General features: G+C 59.0%; 20 protein-coding genes. 9 read left to right on the forward strand and 11 right to left on the reverse strand.

Annotated elements, in window-relative coordinates; genetic code table 11:
• Positions 1–232: 232 nt before the first annotated feature.
• Genes BMY54_RS29310 through BMY54_RS29325 form a run of 4 tightly spaced genes read right to left on the reverse strand, consistent with a single transcriptional unit; the run spans position 233 to position 4,474 of the window.
• Positions 233–1,198, reverse strand: coding sequence for a GGDEF domain-containing protein (locus tag BMY54_RS29310; RefSeq protein WP_093442483.1), 966 nt, complete (start codon positions 1,196–1,198; stop codon positions 233–235).
• Positions 1,199–1,253: 55 nt separating this feature from the next.
• Complete coding sequence (locus BMY54_RS29315; RefSeq protein ID WP_093442488.1) at positions 1,254–1,832, reverse strand: hypothetical protein; 579 nt, start codon at positions 1,830–1,832, stop codon at positions 1,254–1,256.
• Position 1,833: 1 nt separating this feature from the next.
• Entirely contained in the window at positions 1,834–3,996 is a 2,163-nt protein-coding gene (locus tag BMY54_RS29320) for a xanthine dehydrogenase family protein molybdopterin-binding subunit (RefSeq protein ID WP_093442492.1), read from the reverse strand.
• Positions 3,997–4,018: 22 nt separating this feature from the next.
• Positions 4,019–4,474: a (2Fe-2S)-binding protein gene (locus BMY54_RS29325; RefSeq protein ID WP_003224136.1), complete on the reverse strand. Its 456-nt coding sequence runs from the start codon at positions 4,472–4,474 to the stop codon at positions 4,019–4,021.
• Positions 4,475–4,740: 266 nt separating this feature from the next.
• Here BMY54_RS29325 and BMY54_RS29330 point away from each other — a divergent pair, with 266 nt between their 5' ends.
• Complete coding sequence (locus BMY54_RS29330; RefSeq protein ID WP_093442497.1) at positions 4,741–5,580, forward strand: alpha/beta fold hydrolase; 840 nt, start codon at positions 4,741–4,743, stop codon at positions 5,578–5,580.
• A 170-nt stretch (positions 5,581–5,750) separates the two neighbouring features.
• Here BMY54_RS29330 and BMY54_RS29335 read toward each other — a convergent pair whose 3' ends face one another.
• From BMY54_RS29335 to BMY54_RS30715, 3 genes are read right to left on the reverse strand one after another with little or no spacing between them, the layout of a single operon-like run.
• Complete coding sequence (locus tag BMY54_RS29335; protein WP_093442501.1) at positions 5,751–6,143, reverse strand: GFA family protein; 393 nt, start codon at positions 6,141–6,143, stop codon at positions 5,751–5,753.
• Positions 6,144–6,170: 27 nt separating this feature from the next.
• Positions 6,171–6,590, reverse strand: coding sequence for a type II toxin-antitoxin system YafO family toxin (locus BMY54_RS29340; RefSeq protein WP_093442506.1), 420 nt, complete (start codon positions 6,588–6,590; stop codon positions 6,171–6,173).
• Positions 6,591–6,596: 6 nt separating this feature from the next.
• Positions 6,597–6,743 carry a hypothetical protein gene (locus BMY54_RS30715; protein ID WP_163004822.1) on the reverse strand — a complete coding sequence of 49 codons (147 nt, stop codon included), beginning with the start codon at positions 6,741–6,743 and terminating at the stop codon, positions 6,597–6,599.
• Between the two features lie 558 nt (positions 6,744–7,301).
• Between BMY54_RS30715 and BMY54_RS29345 the strand changes: the two genes are divergently transcribed.
• From BMY54_RS29345 to BMY54_RS29355, 3 genes are all read left to right on the forward strand, one after another.
• Positions 7,302–7,667, forward strand: a complete 366-nt coding sequence (locus BMY54_RS29345) for a DUF6124 family protein (RefSeq protein WP_093442511.1) — start codon at positions 7,302–7,304, stop codon at positions 7,665–7,667.
• A 146-nt stretch (positions 7,668–7,813) separates the two neighbouring features.
• Positions 7,814–8,725: a carboxymuconolactone decarboxylase family protein gene (locus BMY54_RS29350; RefSeq protein ID WP_256574001.1), complete on the forward strand. Its 912-nt coding sequence runs from the start codon at positions 7,814–7,816 to the stop codon at positions 8,723–8,725.
• Positions 8,726–8,853: 128 nt separating this feature from the next.
• On the forward strand, positions 8,854–9,522 hold the full coding sequence (locus tag BMY54_RS29355) for a class I SAM-dependent methyltransferase (protein ID WP_093442522.1): 669 nt from the start codon (positions 8,854–8,856) through the stop codon (positions 9,520–9,522).
• Positions 9,523–9,639: 117 nt separating this feature from the next.
• Here the strand turns inward: BMY54_RS29355 and BMY54_RS29360 are convergent, their stop codons facing one another.
• Complete coding sequence (locus BMY54_RS29360; RefSeq protein WP_093442526.1) at positions 9,640–9,891, reverse strand: transmembrane sensor/regulator PpyR; 252 nt, start codon at positions 9,889–9,891, stop codon at positions 9,640–9,642.
• Between the two features lie 313 nt (positions 9,892–10,204).
• Between BMY54_RS29360 and BMY54_RS29365 the strand changes: the two genes are divergently transcribed.
• The 5 genes from BMY54_RS29365 (at position 10,205) to BMY54_RS29385 (ending at position 13,447) form a co-directional block, all read left to right on the forward strand.
• On the forward strand, positions 10,205–10,708 hold the full coding sequence (locus BMY54_RS29365) for a VOC family protein (protein ID WP_093442532.1): 504 nt from the start codon (positions 10,205–10,207) through the stop codon (positions 10,706–10,708).
• Positions 10,709–10,743: 35 nt separating this feature from the next.
• On the forward strand, positions 10,744–11,577 hold the full coding sequence (locus BMY54_RS29370; protein WP_093442536.1) for an AraC family transcriptional regulator: 834 nt from the start codon (positions 10,744–10,746) through the stop codon (positions 11,575–11,577).
• Positions 11,578–11,768: 191 nt separating this feature from the next.
• Positions 11,769–12,071 (forward strand): ArsR/SmtB family transcription factor, encoded by a 303-nt coding sequence (locus BMY54_RS29375; RefSeq protein ID WP_077572353.1) that lies wholly within the window; start codon positions 11,769–11,771, stop codon positions 12,069–12,071.
• Between the two features lie 61 nt (positions 12,072–12,132).
• A complete protein-coding gene (locus tag BMY54_RS29380) occupies positions 12,133–13,116 on the forward strand; it encodes a zinc-dependent alcohol dehydrogenase family protein (protein ID WP_093442540.1) in 984 nt (327 codons plus the stop codon).
• Positions 13,117–13,138: 22 nt separating this feature from the next.
• The gene (locus tag BMY54_RS29385; protein WP_093442545.1) at positions 13,139–13,447 is read left to right on the forward strand and encodes an antibiotic biosynthesis monooxygenase family protein; all 309 of its coding nucleotides are present in this window, start codon (positions 13,139–13,141) and stop codon (positions 13,445–13,447) included.
• Between the two features lie 117 nt (positions 13,448–13,564).
• Here BMY54_RS29385 and BMY54_RS29390 read toward each other — a convergent pair whose 3' ends face one another.
• From BMY54_RS29390 to BMY54_RS29400, 3 genes are all read right to left on the reverse strand, one after another.
• Positions 13,565–14,152 carry a LysE family translocator gene (locus BMY54_RS29390; protein WP_093442549.1) on the reverse strand — a complete coding sequence of 196 codons (588 nt, stop codon included), beginning with the start codon at positions 14,150–14,152 and terminating at the stop codon, positions 13,565–13,567.
• Between the two features lie 330 nt (positions 14,153–14,482).
• A complete protein-coding gene (locus BMY54_RS29395; RefSeq protein WP_093442554.1) occupies positions 14,483–16,720 on the reverse strand; it encodes an ATP-binding protein in 2,238 nt (745 codons plus the stop codon).
• The gene (locus BMY54_RS29400; protein WP_093442558.1) at positions 16,717–17,331 is read right to left on the reverse strand and encodes a biliverdin-producing heme oxygenase; all 615 of its coding nucleotides are present in this window, start codon (positions 17,329–17,331) and stop codon (positions 16,717–16,719) included. The genes BMY54_RS29395 and BMY54_RS29400 overlap by 4 nt, the downstream gene beginning before the upstream one ends.
• Between the last annotated feature and the right edge of the window lie 251 nt (positions 17,332–17,582).

The raw sequence follows: 17,582 nt of genomic DNA on the forward strand, positions 1-17,582 counted from the left end.
GAGCTTGCTCACGAAGAGGCCAGCACGTTCAACGGAGATGTTGCCTGACCGGACGCCTTCGCGAGCAGGCTCGTTCCCACATGGATTTGTGGTGAACCGGGATTTGAGAACACCCGACACCCCTGTAGGAGTGAGCCTGCTCGCGATAGCGCTGGGTCAGGCAATGAAGAGGTTGATGGCCGGACACTATCGCGAGCAGACTCACGCCTACAAGCGATCTACGGTGCATTCGCTAACAACGCTTCAAGGCCTGCTTGTGCACATACATCGCGCTATCGGCATCCGCCAGCAGCCGATCCACGGTCTCATGGCGCTTGGCGTCATATTCGATCTGGCCCACGCTAAAGCGAATCGCATAGCCCCGGTGCAACGTGGCATTGCGCTCTTCGAGAATATCCTTGAGCCGCGCCATGATCGCCGTCGTTTCAATATGGCTGGAGCCGGTCAGCAGCGCAACGAACTCATCGCCACCGAGCCGCCCGACCACATCACTCTCGCGGAAGGCGATGCGCAGCACGTCGGCAAAAGTCTTCAGCGCACTGTCACCCTCGGCATGCCCATACAGATCGTTGATCTGCTTGAAGTCATTAAGGTCGAAAAACAGCAAGGTCGCCGGCCGTTCCAGCCGTGCGCAGGCGTCCAGTGCATGCTGCGCCAGTTGCTTGAAACCACGGCGATTGGACAGCAACGTCAACTCATCCATGCTCGCGATCTGCACAGCAGCCAACTCTTGCTCGGCCATTTCCGCCAGATCACGCAACAACGCACGCTCTTCCTCGTCGAGGTCGCGGGGCCTGGTGTCGATCAGGCACAGCGTGCCCATTTTGTTGCCATTGGGCACGGTCAGCGGATAACCGGCGTAGAAACGAATGTTCGGCGCGCCCGTCACCAACGGGTTGTCATGGAAGCGCACATCCTCGCGAGCGTCCGGCACCAACAGCAGGCCGTCGTTAAGAATCGCATGACCGCAAAACGAGACATCCCTCGGTGTCTCGCTGACATCCAGGCCCACGCACGACTTGAACCACTGCCGATTGGTGTCGACCAGCGTCACCAGTGCAATCGGCACATTGAACAGGCGTTTGGCCAACCGCGTCAGTCGATCGAAACGTTCTTCAGGGGCGGAATCGAGCAGCTCAAGACCGTGCAACGCTTGAACGCGCGCCGTTTCATTCGCAGGTTTTCCTGGAACCAGCATCAGCACACTCCATTGGCAACAATGCTTCCAAGCGTAGCGCTAATTTGGCAATGGCTCACATTTGCGCCACCGGGCATGGCCCGCCCGCATCGGCCCAGAGCTTGAATTGCGTGACAAAAATATCGTGCGGTACTGGCACCGGCGCGCGCCCTGCCCCGGGACTCCAGCCCCACAGCACCAATTTGTCTTCGCTGACATGCTTGATCAGCGCAGCAAAGTCGCGATCACCATTGCTCGAGCGATCCTTGATCATCGCGCATAGCTTGTCCGGCGGCAGGCCGATCCAGGCCATTTTGTGCGCCGCCGGCGGCAGGCTCCAGTGCGGCGCACCCGGTGGTGCATGCGGGCCGTAACTCGCCGGCGGATTGTTTTCCGCGTGACAGGTTGCACAGGGCAAACCGGCCGCGCCCTTGCCGTCCATGCCGCGCACCACGTTCATCGCATGGGGAATGCCGGCGTCGAACTGCAACGGCGAATCCCCGGGAATGTGGCAGTTCTGGCAGCGCGGACTCTGGAAGACTTTCTGTACGGTGGTGAAGGCTTTCAAGGCTTCCTGATCATCGGCAAACAGATCCGAGGCATAACCGCCCAGCCCCAGTAGAACCACCGTGCCCAACACTAGATGTCGTTTCATCTCACACCCCCGACAGTTGCAGCGGCAACTCGCGCAGACGTTGCCCGGTCAGGGCGAACACCGCGTTGGCCACGGCTGGCGCGGTCGGCGGCACACCGGCCTCGCCGATGCCGCCGGGTTTGTCGCTGCTGGGCACGATGTGCACTTCCACCACCGGCATCTCGTTGAGCCGCAGCACCTGATAATCGTGATAGTTGGACTGCACCACCGCGCCGTCCTTGAGCGTCAGCTTGCTGTGCAGCGCCATGCCCAGACCGAAAGTGATGCACGATTCCATCTGCGCCGCGATGCTCTGCGGGTTCACCGCTATCCCGCAGTCCACCGCACAGACCACGCGATGCACGCGAATTGCCAGATTGTCCTGCGACACCTCCGCGACCTGCGCCACGTAACTGCCGAATGACTCGTGCACCGCCACGCCCAGCGCATGGCCGTCCGGCAACGGGGCTTTCCAGTTAGCCTTTTCCACCGCCAGATTGAGCACGCCCAAATGCCGAGGATGATCCTTGAGCAAGGTTCGTCGGTACTCGACCGGATCCTTGCCCGCCGCCGTGGCCATTTCATCGATCAGCGATTCCATGACAAAACCGGTATGGCTATGACCCACCGAACGCAGCCACAACACATTGATGCCCGTTTGCGGCGAATGCAGATCGACCTGATGATTGGCCAGGCCTTTGACGTAAGGACTGTCGGCCACGCCTTCGACCGAGGTCGGGTCGATGCCGTTTTTGACCATCGTCGCCTCCATCAACGTGCCGGTCATGATCGATTGCCCGACCAGTACGTGCTGCCAGCTCGACGGCAAGCCATCAGCACCGAGGCCGATCTTCGCCTGATGCAGAAACATCGAGCGGTAGTACCCGCCGCGAATATCGTCTTCGCGCGACCACACGGTTTTCACCGGCATCGCGGCGGCTTTCGCCACTTGCACCGCCTCGGCGACGAAGTCTGATGTCGGGTTGGCCCGGCGCCCAAAACCACCGCCAAGGAATTCGGTGTGGATTTCCACCTGCTCCGGTTTCAGTCCGGTGATCTTGCCAGCGACCATTTGATCCAGCGTCTGGAATTGTGTGCCGGTCCAGATTTCGCATTTCTCGGCGCTGATCTTCACCGTGCAGTTGAGCGGTTCCATCGGCGCATGAGCCAGATAAGGCACGCTGTATTCGACATCGATCTTCTTCGCCGCTTTGCCAAAACTGCCCTTGGCATCACCGGCCTGACTGGCTGACGTGCCTTGCGTGGCGGCCAGTTTGCGGAAACTCGCCAGCAATTTCTCGCTGCTCAGATCGGCATGCGGACCCAGATCCCAATCGACCTTCAGCGCATCACGCCCCAGTTTCGCCGCCCAGTAATGCTCGGCAATCACCGCCACGCCCGTCGGTACCTGCACCACTTTGTGTACGCCCGGCACCGCCAGCGCTTCAGCGCCTTCGAAAGATTTAACAGTGGCACCGAATACCGGTGGGCGCGCGACCATTGCGGTCATCAAGCCTTCAAACTGCACGTCCATGCCGAACTTGGCGCGGCCGGTGATTTTCTCCGGTGTGTCGAGGCGTTTGGTCGGTTTGCCAATGACTTTCCAGTCCTTGGCTTCCTTGAAGGTAATAGACTTCGGATCCGGCACCGGCAATTGCCCGGCGGCATCCGCCAGCTCGCCATAAGTTGCACGTTTGTCACCGGCAATCACCACGCCCGATTCGGTGCGAATGGCCGACGGCGCCACCTCAAAGCGCTTCGCCGCCGCCTCCACCAACATCTGCCGCGCGGTCGCGCCTGCCAGTCGATAGCGGTCAAATTCCATCCACGTCGACGTCGAGCCGCCGGTAATCTGCATGCCGCCAAAACCGGGCATGCCGTAATCCGCCGCCGACGCGGGTGAGTGCTCGACGCGGATCTTCGACCAATCGGCGTCCAGCTCTTCGGCAATCAACATGGTCAGGCCGGTCCAGATGCCTTGGCCCATCTCCGAATGCCCCAGCAAAACGGTGACGCTGTTGTCTGCTGCGATGCGCAAAAACGCATTCGGCGCGAAAACCTTGCCTTCATTCTCGGCCGCATAGGCAAACTTATGGCCGCCAGGAACGACAAACGCCACCACCAGACCGCCGCCCAACACGGCGCTGCCCTTGAGAAAACTCCGACGCGATACAGGACTGTTCATCGTCTATCTCCCACAAAAGCCATCAGCCGATTTCCGACGCACGTTTTACAGCCGCGCGAATCCTGGGATAGGTGCCGCAGCGGCAGATATTGCCGGAGAGCGCCTGATCGATATCGCTGTCGGTGGGTTTGGGGATTTTCGCCAGCAGTGCCGCCGCAGACATGATCTGCCCCGACTGGCAGTAACCGCACTGCACCACGTCGAGTTCGGCCCAGGCTTGTTGCACCGGGTGCGAGCCGTCGGTGGACAGGCCTTCGATGGTAAGAATTTTTTGTCCATGGGCTACAGCGGTTGCGGGCGTGATACAGGCGCGTAATGGCGCCCCGTCAACGTGCACGGTGCAGGCCCCGCACTGGGCCATGCCGCAGCCGAATTTGGTACCGGTCAGGTGCGCAACATCGCGCAGGACCCAGAGCAACGGCATGTCCGCAGGGACATCGAGCTCCTGATCCTTGCCATTGATATTCAAGGTCAGCATCGGGGAAATTCCTCAGACTCACGGTGTTCTGAAGGGGCGCCGCTGTGGCCAGCAAAGCCTACGCGCGCCTCGGCTTATCCCTTTCAGCAAAGCCTAATTTGCGTACGAAGCCAGACGTTGCGACCACCGGTCATGCAGATGTCGACTTTAATCCTACAGTTGATAACGGCTCGCACTGAGCCTGCACTGTAGAAAACTCGTCATGAGCGAAACCGGTCCGCGATCACCGCGCGGGTTATCCATCAGATTGGTCTGGAGTTGCGAACATGGGATTTGTCACCAGCAAAGACGGCGTCGAGATTTTCTACAAGGACTGGGGCCCGAAAGACGCGCCAGTGATCCACTTCCACCACGGCTGGCCGCTCAGTTCCGACGATTGGGATGCGCAGATGCTGTTCTTCCTCGGCAAAGGCTTTCGGGTGGTTGCCCATGATCGGCGTGGGCATGGGCGTTCGAGTCAGGTCTGGGATGGCCACGATATGGATCATTACGCCGACGATACGCTGGCGGTGGTCAATCATCTGGGTCTGAAGAACGTCGTGCACGTCGGCCACTCGACCGGTGGCGGCGAGGTCATCCATTACATTGCCCGGCATGGTCAGGCCAACGTCGCCAAAGGTGTGCTGATCAGTGCGGTGCCACCGTTGATGGTGCAGACCGAGAGCAATCCGGGTGGGCTGCCGAAGTCGGTGTTCGATGACTTTCAGGCGCAGTTGGCGGCGAACCGGGCGCAGTTCTATCGGGACATTCCGACGGGGCCGTTTTATGGCTACAACCGGCCGGGAGCCAAGCCTTCGGAGGGGATTATTGCCAACTGGTGGCGTCAAGGGATGATTGGCGGGGCGAAGGCGCATTACGACGGGATCGTCGCGTTTTCACAGACGGATTTCACCGAGGACTTGAAGAAGGTCACGGCGCCGGTGCTGGTGATGCATGGTGAGGATGATCAGATTGTGCCGTATGCGGATTCAGGGCCGTTGTCGGCCAAGTTGCTGCCCAATGGCACGTTGAAATCGTATCCAGGGTTCCCGCACGGGATGCCAACGACGGAGGCCGAGACGATTAACGCCGATCTGCTGGCCTTTATTCGCGGTGAAGATCTGTAAGTTTATGCACTGCACCCTGTGGGAGCGAGCTTGCTCGCGAAAGCGTCATTACTTTCAACATTGATGTCGACTGACACGACGCCTTCGCGAGCAAGCTCGCTCCCACAGGGACTATGTGACATGCCAAAAATCCTCACTCCATTCCAAGTCCCACACGTTTTCTGCCCCCTCTAATCCTCTGTACGCTCCGTGCTCTCGCGATCACGCTCGTAGTGGTGAGCCAGTGGCAGCGCCGGCAGCCACGACTCGCGGCGGATGGTCCAGAGTTCGTAGGTGGGTTTGAACTGATTAGGCTCATCGAGCGATCCGACGTTGACCTCTACTTCATCTGCCGAACGCGCGAACACCGGAGAGCCGCAGCTCGGGCAGAAAAAGCGCCCGTTATAGTCGCGGGTTTCGCCGGTGACTTTCAGCGCATCCTCGGGAAATATGGCCGAGGTGTGAAAGAGCGCGCCGTGGCGTTTGCGGCAGTCGAGGCAGTGGCAAATGCCGACTCGGTAGGGCTGACCTATCACTTCGAAACGGACATCGCCGCATAGGCAACCGCCGGTCAATCGATCCATGTCGCACCTCCTCTGCTCGACCTCGAATTACAGATCGTCCAAATCGGGAAAGGCAATCCTGCCCAACGTCCAAGGACCAACAATCTGGCAATGCACATTGCGCAGAAATGAGCCCCACTCGCTTCGGTTATGCGCATCCGGGCCGGTGACCGTCAGTAACAGATATTCATCCCGAAACGCGTCATAGGCATAGATCAGCCAAAAGTCATTATCAGCATCGTCAACCAACACAGTGCGGTAATACTGACGATTTATTTTTGCCCATCGAGCTTGCAGTGACGAAGTACTGGCAAGGTGGATATGGTGCATATCGGTCAGATCGAGTCGTTCGTCACGCCCGAAAATCCCGGGTAATTCACCGCACACCTTGTAGTTATAAAAATGTGCAGCGAAGTTTTGCCAGTTAGTGATTTGTTCAAAAAGCGCAGAAATCTTGATGGCTGGCATTCAGGCCTACTTTGTAATAGGTAGCCTGCCAGTGATCACAAATTTATCGAACACTTTCTGCCCATCACGCGCGGCTTGCCGAACATCAAGGAATGTCAGCTCATCACGAACTTCCTTTTTGTTAGGTTTGTCGGTCTTTCTGGTGGTGGCCATCGGAGCCTCCGAAGGATGTGTATTCATGCTGACCAGCTTAAGTGATTAAGTTTTGACCGGCAAACGATAGGATCTTGTTTCAAGGCAGACAAGTCGGCGGATTCTTGCAGATCTGTAGGTCATTACACCCAAAATTGTAGTCCGTAAAACTCCTGAATTTGGATCTCATTGCTCGGCAATGCACATGTTTAAACGTCATCCGGTTATCGCGTTTAAAGCACACAAACCGTTACGCCATCCTCCCTACAACACCTTGCGTCGTTACCTACGCGTACGCCAGAATCCGCCGGCTTACACGGCTATGGGCCGGGCTATATCGTTTGCCTGTCACTGCAAAACAGTGATCGGGTTTGGTAGCCCGCGTCGGTACCGCCGTATGGCGCCACCTTATTCAGTCTCTTTATTCGCGGCTGTGTTTTATATGGTGGACATGCGTGGGGCTCATTCGTGAGCGCCGGGTTTCCGTATCGACCGGTCTACCAACCCGCGCATGGCCGCCACCCTTCGTTTGGTAGCGAGAGTGATGGCTCCTATTTATATCGATACGAGACTTCATCTATGTTCAAAATTACGCCCAACCCACCACAAACCGATCCAATTCCCCACGATCCGTCACTTGACCCGCAAAAGGTCAAAGAGGCCACCAACCGCGCCCTCGACTACTACCTCCGGCCCGAAGCACTAGGGGCGCCGCCAAGCTCACCCAAGTTTCGCCCGGTCTATTTGGTCGACCCCACGCTGGATGAAGAAACCCTGCTGGTCGAAGCCTGTGAGTCGCTTTCCTACGCCCACTCCATGGCCGGCAACATCGCCAACTCTATAGGCGGCCCGGAGCGCAAACCGCTGCTGGCGCTGCAACAGGTGATCATGCTGAACGAGCTGCTGGTCAATCGCCTGCTGGACAAGCTGCGCGTACCAAAGTAGTCACCCAAACGAATGAGTGCAGGGTTACCCCCTTCACTCATTCCGTGGATTGATGAGCAGAATTCATCAAGCCATCCCGATTTACCCGTCTAGTCCTCACCAGCCACCTCGCTTACTGTGCTCCCCACGCCCAACGGGAGATCGACATGCACAAGCGCACACTCGGCAACCGTTCACTCGAAGTATCCGCACTCGGCCTTGGCTGCATGGGCCTGAACCATGGTTATGGCCCGACCACGGCTACTCAGGACATCGCAGCACCGCAAAGGATGGAGCCTTTCACGATGGCCACTGACACACGCAGCAGCGCTGCCCTCCCCGCACTCATGGCGTTCTGCCTGAGCGTTGGGTCGATGTTCAGCGCTACCACTCAAGCAGCCGAGACACCGCAATCCATGACTACTCCGCAAACCACCGCACAGGCCCTGTCGAGCAAACAACAGACGATTCCACTGATTGCCGCGTTCATGGCGACCAGCGACATGCCCAACCTCAACTCGACGCTCAACCAGGCACTCGACGCCGGCCTGACCATCAGCGAAACCCGGGAAATTCTCGTGCAGCTCTACGCTTACGTCGGGTTCCCGCGCAGCCTCAATGCCTTGAACGAGCTGATGACCGTGGTGCAGGCACGCAAACAACGCGGCATCGGAGATGCGCCGGGGCGTGAGCCGGGCCGGGCGATTCCAGTTGGGGATGAACTGCTGGCCAGCGGCACCGCGAATCAAACGAAAATTTCGGGCGCCCCGGTCAAAGGCCCGGTGTTCGAGTTCGCCCCGGTGATCAACCGGTTCCTGCAAACCCACCTGTTCGGCGACATCTTCGAGCGCGACAACCTTGACTGGCAAAGCCGTGAACTGGCGACTGTCGGGGCGCTGGCTGCAACGCCGGGCGTGGAATCGCAACTGCGCGCGCATATGGCGGCGAGCCTGCGCGTCGGGCTCAGCGCGGCACAGTTGGCCGAGGTCACTGAGCTGCTGAAAAAGCACAGTGATGCGCAAACCGCCGAGCGTGCAAATGCAGCGCTGAAAGAGGCTTTGGCGGCTTCGAAAAAATGACCGAAAAATGAACCTGATATCGATTTCTCAAAAAATCGGCGTTCGGAGTTGTGTGGGTGCGCTGATCTACAAACCCTGGCTTGCGATCAGCGTCCATACTGTGGTTTTTCAGAAGTCGGGACACCGCCATGCCTTCCCCCGAAACCAGCCTTTTGCAGAGCTGGCACGACAACGCTGATGCCTGGATCGAAGTGATCCGCAGCGGCGCCATCGAAAGCCGCCAGCAGGTTACCGATCAGGCGATTCTGCTGGCGATCATGAGCCGGCAGCCGCAGCGTGTGCTCGACCTCGGCTGCGGCGAAGGCTGGATGTTGCGGGCGCTGGCGGATCGCGGGATTGATGTCGTCGGGGTGGATGGCGATGCGCGGCTTATTGAAGCGGCGCGTTTGGCGGGGGCGGCGCGGGTGCATGTCGCCTCTTATGAAATCCTGGTCGATGGCAAGATCGACATCGGTCGCGACTATGACCTGATCTGCGCCAATTTTTCATTGCTGCATCAGGACATCATTCCGTTGCTTGCGGCGATGAATACACTGCTTGTTCCCGGCGGGGTTTTGGTCATTCAGACACTACATCCATGGGCTGTGGCGGCTGGGGATTATCAGGATGGCTGGCGCGAAGAATCCTTCGCCGGGTTCAAGGGCCAGTGGCAGCCGATGCCGTGGTATTTCCGCACGTTGTCGAGCTGGTTGAATGCGCTGGATATGGCCGGGTTCCAACTGGCCAGCCTGCAAGAGCCACAACACCCGCAAAGTCCGCTGCCGCAGTCATTGCTGATGGTTGCCGAGCGCCGCTGAAATTTCAGAAACACCACCACACTGTGGGAGCGAGCTTGCTCGCGAAAGCGGTGTGTCAGGCAACGCAGATTCCGACTTTGCCGACGCCTTCGCGAGCAAGCTCGCTCCCACAGGGAACTATGCGGTTTGCGGGATCATCTGCGTGTCATGGATGCGGTATTGCGCCAGCAGGCGCATGACGTAGCCGATCTTGATCAGGGTCGGGCCGAGGATGGTCAGCGAATGCATCGCCACCAGCAGCGCAATCGGCATGTGGCCGTTGTAGAGATACGCGCCGTAGATGCCGGCCAGCAACATGAGCAGACCAGCAACGAGGATTTTGCTCGAAAGGTGCAGAACGTTCAGCGGGCTTTCAAAGAACGTGAACATGGTGGCGTACTCCTGAGTGGTTCGTGTAGATAAGTTGAGTACATCAAGTCTCGTGCCAGATTTTCAATTCAATGAAATCAGTTAGTTGCACGATAACGAGTCAATTTGACACAAACCGGACGCAGTCAATTCGACCCGAAACCTTGTCATTACGACTACAGCAAGGCACGAAAGGAAACGCCGATCTGCGGCTCGGTGTCTCCGTCGTCGGGATTTCCAATGCTCGGCAATTGTCGATCTACGGCATCGGCAATCGACCAAGGACTGACTACGCTGTAAATCCTGCGTGTCTAACCTGCCGAGGATGACTGCCATGCAACGCTTTCAAAAGCTCACGCCCTGCCTGTGGTTCGACGATCAGGCCGAAGCCGCCGCGAAGTTCTATTGCTCGATCTTCGATCACTCGAAAATCACCGGCCTGACCCACTACAGCAAGGTCGGCCAGGAATTTCACGGCAAGCCGGAAGGTGCGGTGATGACCGTCAGTTTCGAACTCGATGGCCAGACCTTCACCGGCCTCAACGGTGGGCCGATGTTTAAGTTCAGCGAGGCGATCTCCTTTCAGGTCAACTGCCAGAACCAGGAAGAAGTCGACCATTTCTGGGGCAATTTGTCGGAGGGTGGCCCCGTCGAAGCCCAGCAATGCGGTTGGCTCAAGGACAAGTTCGGCGTGTCGTGGCAGATCGTGCCGGTGGCGTTCATGCAGATGATGCTGGATGCCGACACCAGCAAATCGCAGCGAGCGGTGCAGGCCATGTTCACGATGAAAAAACTCGACATTGCCGAACTCGAACGGGCCTTTGCCGGCCAGAGCTAATACACTGGCGCCCTGGCCTGCCGGGAATAACAACGATGAAACACGCTGCCGCCAAACACCCTGAAAAAGCCCCGCGCTTCTGGCGTGACGCGGCGCTGCCGTTCATTGAAGCGCGGGCCATCGCCGATGGCCGCGAGGTCTGCTACGCCCGGCATTCCCATGCGCATTTTTCCATTGGCGCGATCACCGCCGGGCGCAGTACTTATGTGCATGAACAGGCGCAGTTCGAGGTCGCGGCGGGCACCGTGGTGCTGATGAATCCCGGCGATGTACATGCGTGTAATCCGATCGATGATCAGCCGTGGTCGTATGTGATGCTGTACGTCGAGACGCCGTGGCTGACGGATTTGCAGCATCAGTTGGGCTTTGCCGGTGATCTTGAGTTGCGGCGTTTTTCCACCACACACCTTGATGACACTGCACTGTTCAACGAACTGAACGGGCTGTATCAAACGTTAGTCGACCCGCAACAGGATGTGCTGCGCAAACAGAGTGCAGCAGTAGAGTTTTTCAGTGATCTGCAACTGCGTTTGAACCCCGCCGGCCCCTCTCTGCGCGAGCCGAATTTCAAACTGGAACGCGCTGCCGATTTCATCCGCGAGCACTGCACCGAGGTACTGAACCTCGACGACATCTGCGCTGCTGCACAGCTTTCACCGTCCTACCTGATCCGCGCCTTCAAACAGCATTACGGCATGACGCCCCACGCGTTTCTGGTCAACCAACGCATCCAGTTTGCCCGCGAGCGCCTGCGCGGCGGGCAGTTGATTGCGGATGTGGCGCTTGAGGCCGGGTTTGCCGATCAGGCGCATTTTCAGCGGGCGTTCAAGCAGCATCTGGCGGCCACACCCGGGCAATATCGCGGCTGACACCTCATCTGAAACTCAACACTGCCCCCTGTGGGAGCGAGCTTGCTCGCGAATGCGGTTGAACAGTCAGCACATCCATTGACTGACACAGCGCCTTCGCGAGCAAGCTCGCTCCCACAGGGTCAGATGACACGTCGCTGGCCAACACATTCAGATATTGACATATCGGTAAATTCCGATATCGTCGCGACATGGAATTACTCGAAATCTTCAAAGCCCTCTCGAACCGTACGCGCCTGGAAATCCTCAAAGGCTTGAAGGATCCCGAGAAACACTTTCCTCCCCAAGACGAAGGTGACGTGCACACGGTGGGCGTTTGCGTCAGCAGTATTCAGGAAGGCGTCGGGCTGTCGCAGTCGACGGTGTCCGATTACCTGGCGACGCTGCAACGCGCCGGCCTGGTCGAAGTCAGGCGTATTGGGCAGTGGACCTATTACAAACGCAACGAAGCTGCGATCAGCGCGCTGGCCGAGATCATCGGCAGCGAGCTGTAATTTTTTACCCCATTATATCGAGATTTCCCGATATCCCTTTTTACCGAAACGAGGCAATGCAATGAAAGCGATGATCCTTACATCATTTGGCGGCGCGCAATCGTTCGAACTGTGCGACGTGCCCAAACCAGAGCCACAAGCCGGAGAAGTACTGGTACGGGTGCACGCCACCTCCATCAACCCGCTGGATTATCAGGTGCGCCGTGGCGACTATGCCGATCTGGTGCCCCTCCCCGCCATCACCGGGCACGACGTCTCTGGCGTTGTCGAAGCGGTCGGCCCGGGGGTGACGGCGTTCGTGCCGGGTGACGAAGTCTGGTACACCCCGCAAATATTCGACGGTCCGGGCAGTTACGCCGAGTACCACGTGGCGGCCGAAACCATTGTCGGGAAAAAGCCTGCCACGTTGAGCCACCTTGAAGCGGCAAGCCTGAGCCTGGTTGGCGGAACGGCGTGGGAAGCGCTCGTCGTGCGGGCAGCGCTCAGAGTCGGTGAGAACATTCTGATTCATGGCGGTGCGGGCGGTGTCGGTCATGTCGCAATTCAATTGGCCAAAGCCATCGGCGCGAAGGTGTTCACCACCGTGCGTGAAGGCAATTTCGAGTTCGCCAGGCAGATGGGCGCCGATGTGCTGATCGATTACGAAAAGGAAGATTACGTCGAAGCGATCCTGCGGGAAACCGCTGGCCGCGGCGTCGACGTCGTCTTCGACACCATCGGCGGCAACACCTTGACGCGCAGCCCCGACGCCCTCGCACAGCTTGGCCGCGTGGTATCGATCGTAGACCTTGCCCAGCCACAGAACCTGATTCAAGCCTGGGGCAAGAACGCCAGTTACCACTTCGTGTTCACCCGACAGAATCGCGGCAAGCTCGACGAGTTGAGTGCGTTGATTGCGAACGGGCAGTTGCGCCCACACGTTGGCGCAGTCTATGCGCTGGCCGACATCGGCCTCGCCCACACCCGGCTGGAGACGCCCAACAACGGCGTTCAAGGGAAGATCGCGATTGCCGTCGCGCCGTCGCCCGAACTCGCCAATCGCTGAATTCAGTCCCGAGGAGAACATCATGGTTTACGAGATCGCTCTGCTACCCGTTCACAAAGAACAAACTGAAGCGTTTCGGCGTGCGTTTACCGAGGTCGAGCCGTTGCTCAAACGCGCCAAGGGTTACGTCGGCCACCTGCTCGCGCCAAGAATCGAAACGCCGGAGGTGTTCAATCTGATCGTGCGCTGGCAATCGCTTGAGGATCACACGCCGGGGTTTGAAGCGAGTGAGGACCATCGGTTATTCATGCTGGGGCTGGAAGATTATTTTTCGGACGAGCCGAAGGTCTGGCACATCGAAGGTGGTGCGTTTCAGCAGCCGTTCAACTAATCTGCGGCAGTGACGCCCAATCAATGTGGGAGCGAGCTTGCTCGCGAATGCGGTGGAACAGTCAGCACATCCATTAACTGACACACCGCTTTCGCGAGCAAGCTCGCTCCCACAGGGTCAAGTGAACAACAAGTAAATTGCACTGAGTGCCAACAACCCCGCCATCACCCGATTGAACCAGCGCATCCCTACCGCATTGCTCAAATACCCACGCAAAAACGTCCCGGCATACGCCCAGCAGCCGACCGACAGATAACAGATCACCAGATACACCGCTGCAAACTGCCACACCAGCCGCGCCTCGCCATCGGCGACAAACGCGCCCATACCCGCGACGCATGCCAGCCAGGCTTTCGGGTTGAGCCATTGCATCACGGCGCCATACAGCATCGATGGCGCCCGCCCTGACTCACCGGCATTCAACTGCCCGTCATCCATGGCCAGTTTCCACGCCATGAACAGCAGAAACGCCACGCCGGCCAGTTGCACCACACGGGTCATGAATGGCCAGAGTTTCAGCACCTCGTGCAGACCCAGGCCCATCAACACCAGCAACAGCACAAACCCCAGCGTCGCTCCGGCAACATGCCGCTGACTGGCGCGAAAACCGAACTGCGCCCCGGAACTCAACGCGACAATGTTCACCGGCCCCGGCGTGATGGACGCCGCCAGCGCAAACGCCGCCATGGAAACAATCAGACTCATCGCACACCTGCTTCAAATCGAGGAACAAGGTGCTCACGGTAGCGAGCACCCGGTCTTCGGTATTGAAGAAAATGCCCCTGTGATCCTGATCGTTCCCACGCTCTGCGTGGGAATGTAGCCCGGGACGCTCCGCGTCCCTTCCAGAGCCGAACGCAGAGCGTCCGTTGAGGCATTCCCACGCAGAGTGTGGGAACGATCAAACGACACAAATCCCCTGTGGGAGCGAGCCTGCTCCGGGCGGCGTTCCGACGAATGCGGTGGGTCATTCAGCACTGCATTGCCAGGACGACCCCATTAGCGAGCAGGCTCGCTCCCACAAAAAATCGATATTCAGTCCAAACGCGGCACGGTGAAGCGGAACTCGCTGCCCTGCCCCGGTTCGCTCTCGGCGAAGATCCGCCCGCCATGAGCTTCGACGATACCTTGGGTGATGTACAAGCCCAGACCGGTGCCGGTCGGATTGCCCTCTTTCACCGTCCAGTAACGGTCAAAGACGTGCGGCAGATGTTCCTTGGGAATGCCCTCGCCGCTGTCGCGCACGGTGAAAACGATATCATCGCCGACCGACGTGGCATGCACGCCCACCGTGCCCAGGCGCGGGGTGAACTTGATCGCGTTACCGACCAGATTCGACAGCACCTGAAACAGCCGCTCCGGGTCAGCATGAATGCGCAAATCAGGATCGGCGGCAAAGGAGATGCTGATGTCCTTGTCCAGTGCCAGCGGCGCGAGCAGCGCCTGCGCCTCCTCGAACATCTGCCCGACATCGAGTTTCTGCGGGGTGATGGAGTAGCGCCCGGCATCGATTTTCGAGGTGTCGAGCAAATCCTCCAGCAGCGTGTTCATGCGTCCGGCGGCTTGTTGCATGGTGTCGATCGCCGTGGAAATGCGCCGCGAAGTGTGCGGGCCGTCGGAGCTGAAGGCCTTCTGCATCATGCCGCAAAGCATCGAGATCACCGTCATCGGATTGCGCAGATCGTGGGAGACCACCGCCACCAGCTCATCGCGGGCGCGCACCGCCTCCTGCTCGCGGCGCACCTGCCGGGCCAGATCGTTTTCCAGCGCCGAACGGCGCAGATCGTTGGCGGCAAACAGATCACCGTGGCTCCACTTGGTGGAGATCCCGGCCATCTCGACCTTCCAGATTTCGAACGAGGTGCGCGGGCGCAAGCGCAGGCCGGCGTCGGAGTTTTCCAGGTCCAGCGGCTTGCGCGGGTCGCCGCTCCAATTGATGTTTTCCTTGACCTCCGGACGGAACCAGAACACACCGTTGTCCACCGGTTTCGGCAAGCTCATGGCGAGCACGCCGCTGGCCACCTGTTGATACTGCGCGGCCGGCGGGTAGACGCTGGCCAGGTGATGACTGGCAAACACTGGCTCGCCGCTGTCCTGCAGCCATTTGTGCAAGGCGCGGATTTCTTCCGGCTCCGGACAGTTGCCGTAGCGGTGCAGTTGTTTGTCTTCGATGATTGCGATGCCGCCGGCATTGGTCAGCGCCATCAGGGTCTGCGGCTGATTGGCCAGACCGTCGAAGACATTCTGCGGCGAATCGATCATCGCTTGATTGAGCAGCGCCAACGCTTCGACTTTTTCTTCACGCTGGCGGCTGATCTCCAGCGCTTCCATGGCGCTGATCTGCAGCGACAGCACTTGACCGATGGTCTGGCACGCCGCACGCAATTCGTGCGGCACGTGCAGTGGCTGACGATTGCCGCAGCTGATCAAACCCCAGAGCTTGTCACCCTTGAGCAGGGAAATGCTCATCGACGACAACACGCCCATGTTTTTCATGTACTGGCAGTGGATCGGCGACACACTGCGCAGGGTGGCAAAACTCAGGTCCAGCGGCGTGTTCGTGTCCGGGCGCAACTTCGGCACCAGCGGCACCGGTTGGTAGTCGGCATTGGGGATGATCCGCAGCCAGTTGGTGCGATACAGCTCGCGCGCCTGTTCGGGAATGTCCGACGCCGGGAAAAACAGGCCATTGAACACTTCCATCGACGGGTCGGAGGCTTCGGCGATCACCTGACCGTGGCCCTCCTCCTCAAAACGATAGATCAACACCCGGTCGTAACCGGTCATGGCCTGAATTTCCTTGACGCTGATGTCATACAGCGCCTGCAACGTGGTGGCCCCTTGCAGACGCTGGAGCATGCGCCCCAGATGCGTTTGATTGCCGGCGATATTGCGCGGCTGGAAATTTTCCACGTGGATTTCCAGCTCCAGAATCAGCACACCTTGATGGCGGTGCAGCAAACCCTCGAATGCCGTGCCGTTGAGCCTGAAGCGCAGCGGCTGCACATCGGACAGCGACGGTTGCAGTAAAGCTTCGCGCACTTGCGCCGCTTCGGCGTCGCCGATCAGGCTTTCCAGTGGCTGGCCGATCAGGCTTTGCGGCACCCGGGCCAGCAGGCTTTCGACGTTGGCGCTGACCTGAATGATCGCCAATGCAGGTTCGCTCAGGGTCAACAGCAAGCCGTGGGGCTGGATCGCACCGGGGAAACGAATCGGCTCGTCGGCACAGTTGGCCAGCAGTTCTTCAAAGGCTTCTTTGTCTTGCGGGTTCATGCCAGTACCTCCCGGCTTTCGAGCCAGCGCTCGAAACAGCTGAATGTGGTTTGTGCGGCGGTGACGACAGCGCCGCGCTCGGCGGCGCTCATTGGCCGACTGCCGAGGTATTCGATAAAGTCACGCCAGCGCCGGCCCGTGGCGGCGCCGTAGATATCGAGAAAAGCCGCGCCGTTATCGGCTTCCAGGCCTAACCGCGTCGAGATTTCCCGGCGCAGAATCTGCCCGCCCAGCGTCGCCCCCTCGAGGACGTAGAGCACGCCAAGGCTGGCGGAGCTTGAGTCGATGACCGGCAACTGCTCGCACTGCGGCAGGTTTTGCAGCGCTTCGGCAGATACGCCCAGCGCGTGCAGATCAGTGCGCAAGGTTGGCGCTTTGAGTCGAGGCGTCAGATCAAAATCGGCTGGAATTGCATCACTGCGGAGCAAGGCGTTTTCCAGCGGCAGATAGAAGCCGTAATAAGCCTGCATCAACCGCACAAAAGCCTGGGTATCGAGGGTATCGGAGAAAAAAGGAAGGCGTTTTTCCAGTGCGATGTGCAGTTCGGCAGTGCCGGCTCGCAGATCTTGCAGCACCGGTGGCACATAAACTTCACGGGCCTTTGCTTGCATGTAGATCGCTCTTGGTGGGGCCGCCGGGGGCCAAACGGGGTGAATGCAACGTCGGTGAAATTTTACACGGCTATCGCGGTTTCTGACCGGCCGGATAGATATTTCTGCCGAAACTATCACCCTCTGAGTCTTTCAGAGTGAAGGCATCTGCAAAAAGTTCGACCGCGTTGCCCAACGGCACCGGGCGCTGTACCGCGACAGCGCCGCGCGACTGTATGGGTCTGAGCGCCCGGAGGCTGTGCTAAAAATAT

The sequence above is a fragment of the Pseudomonas sp. ok266 genome (genome assembly GCF_900110195.1).
Classification (GTDB): Bacteria; Pseudomonadota; Gammaproteobacteria; order Pseudomonadales; family Pseudomonadaceae; genus Aquipseudomonas; species Aquipseudomonas neuropathica.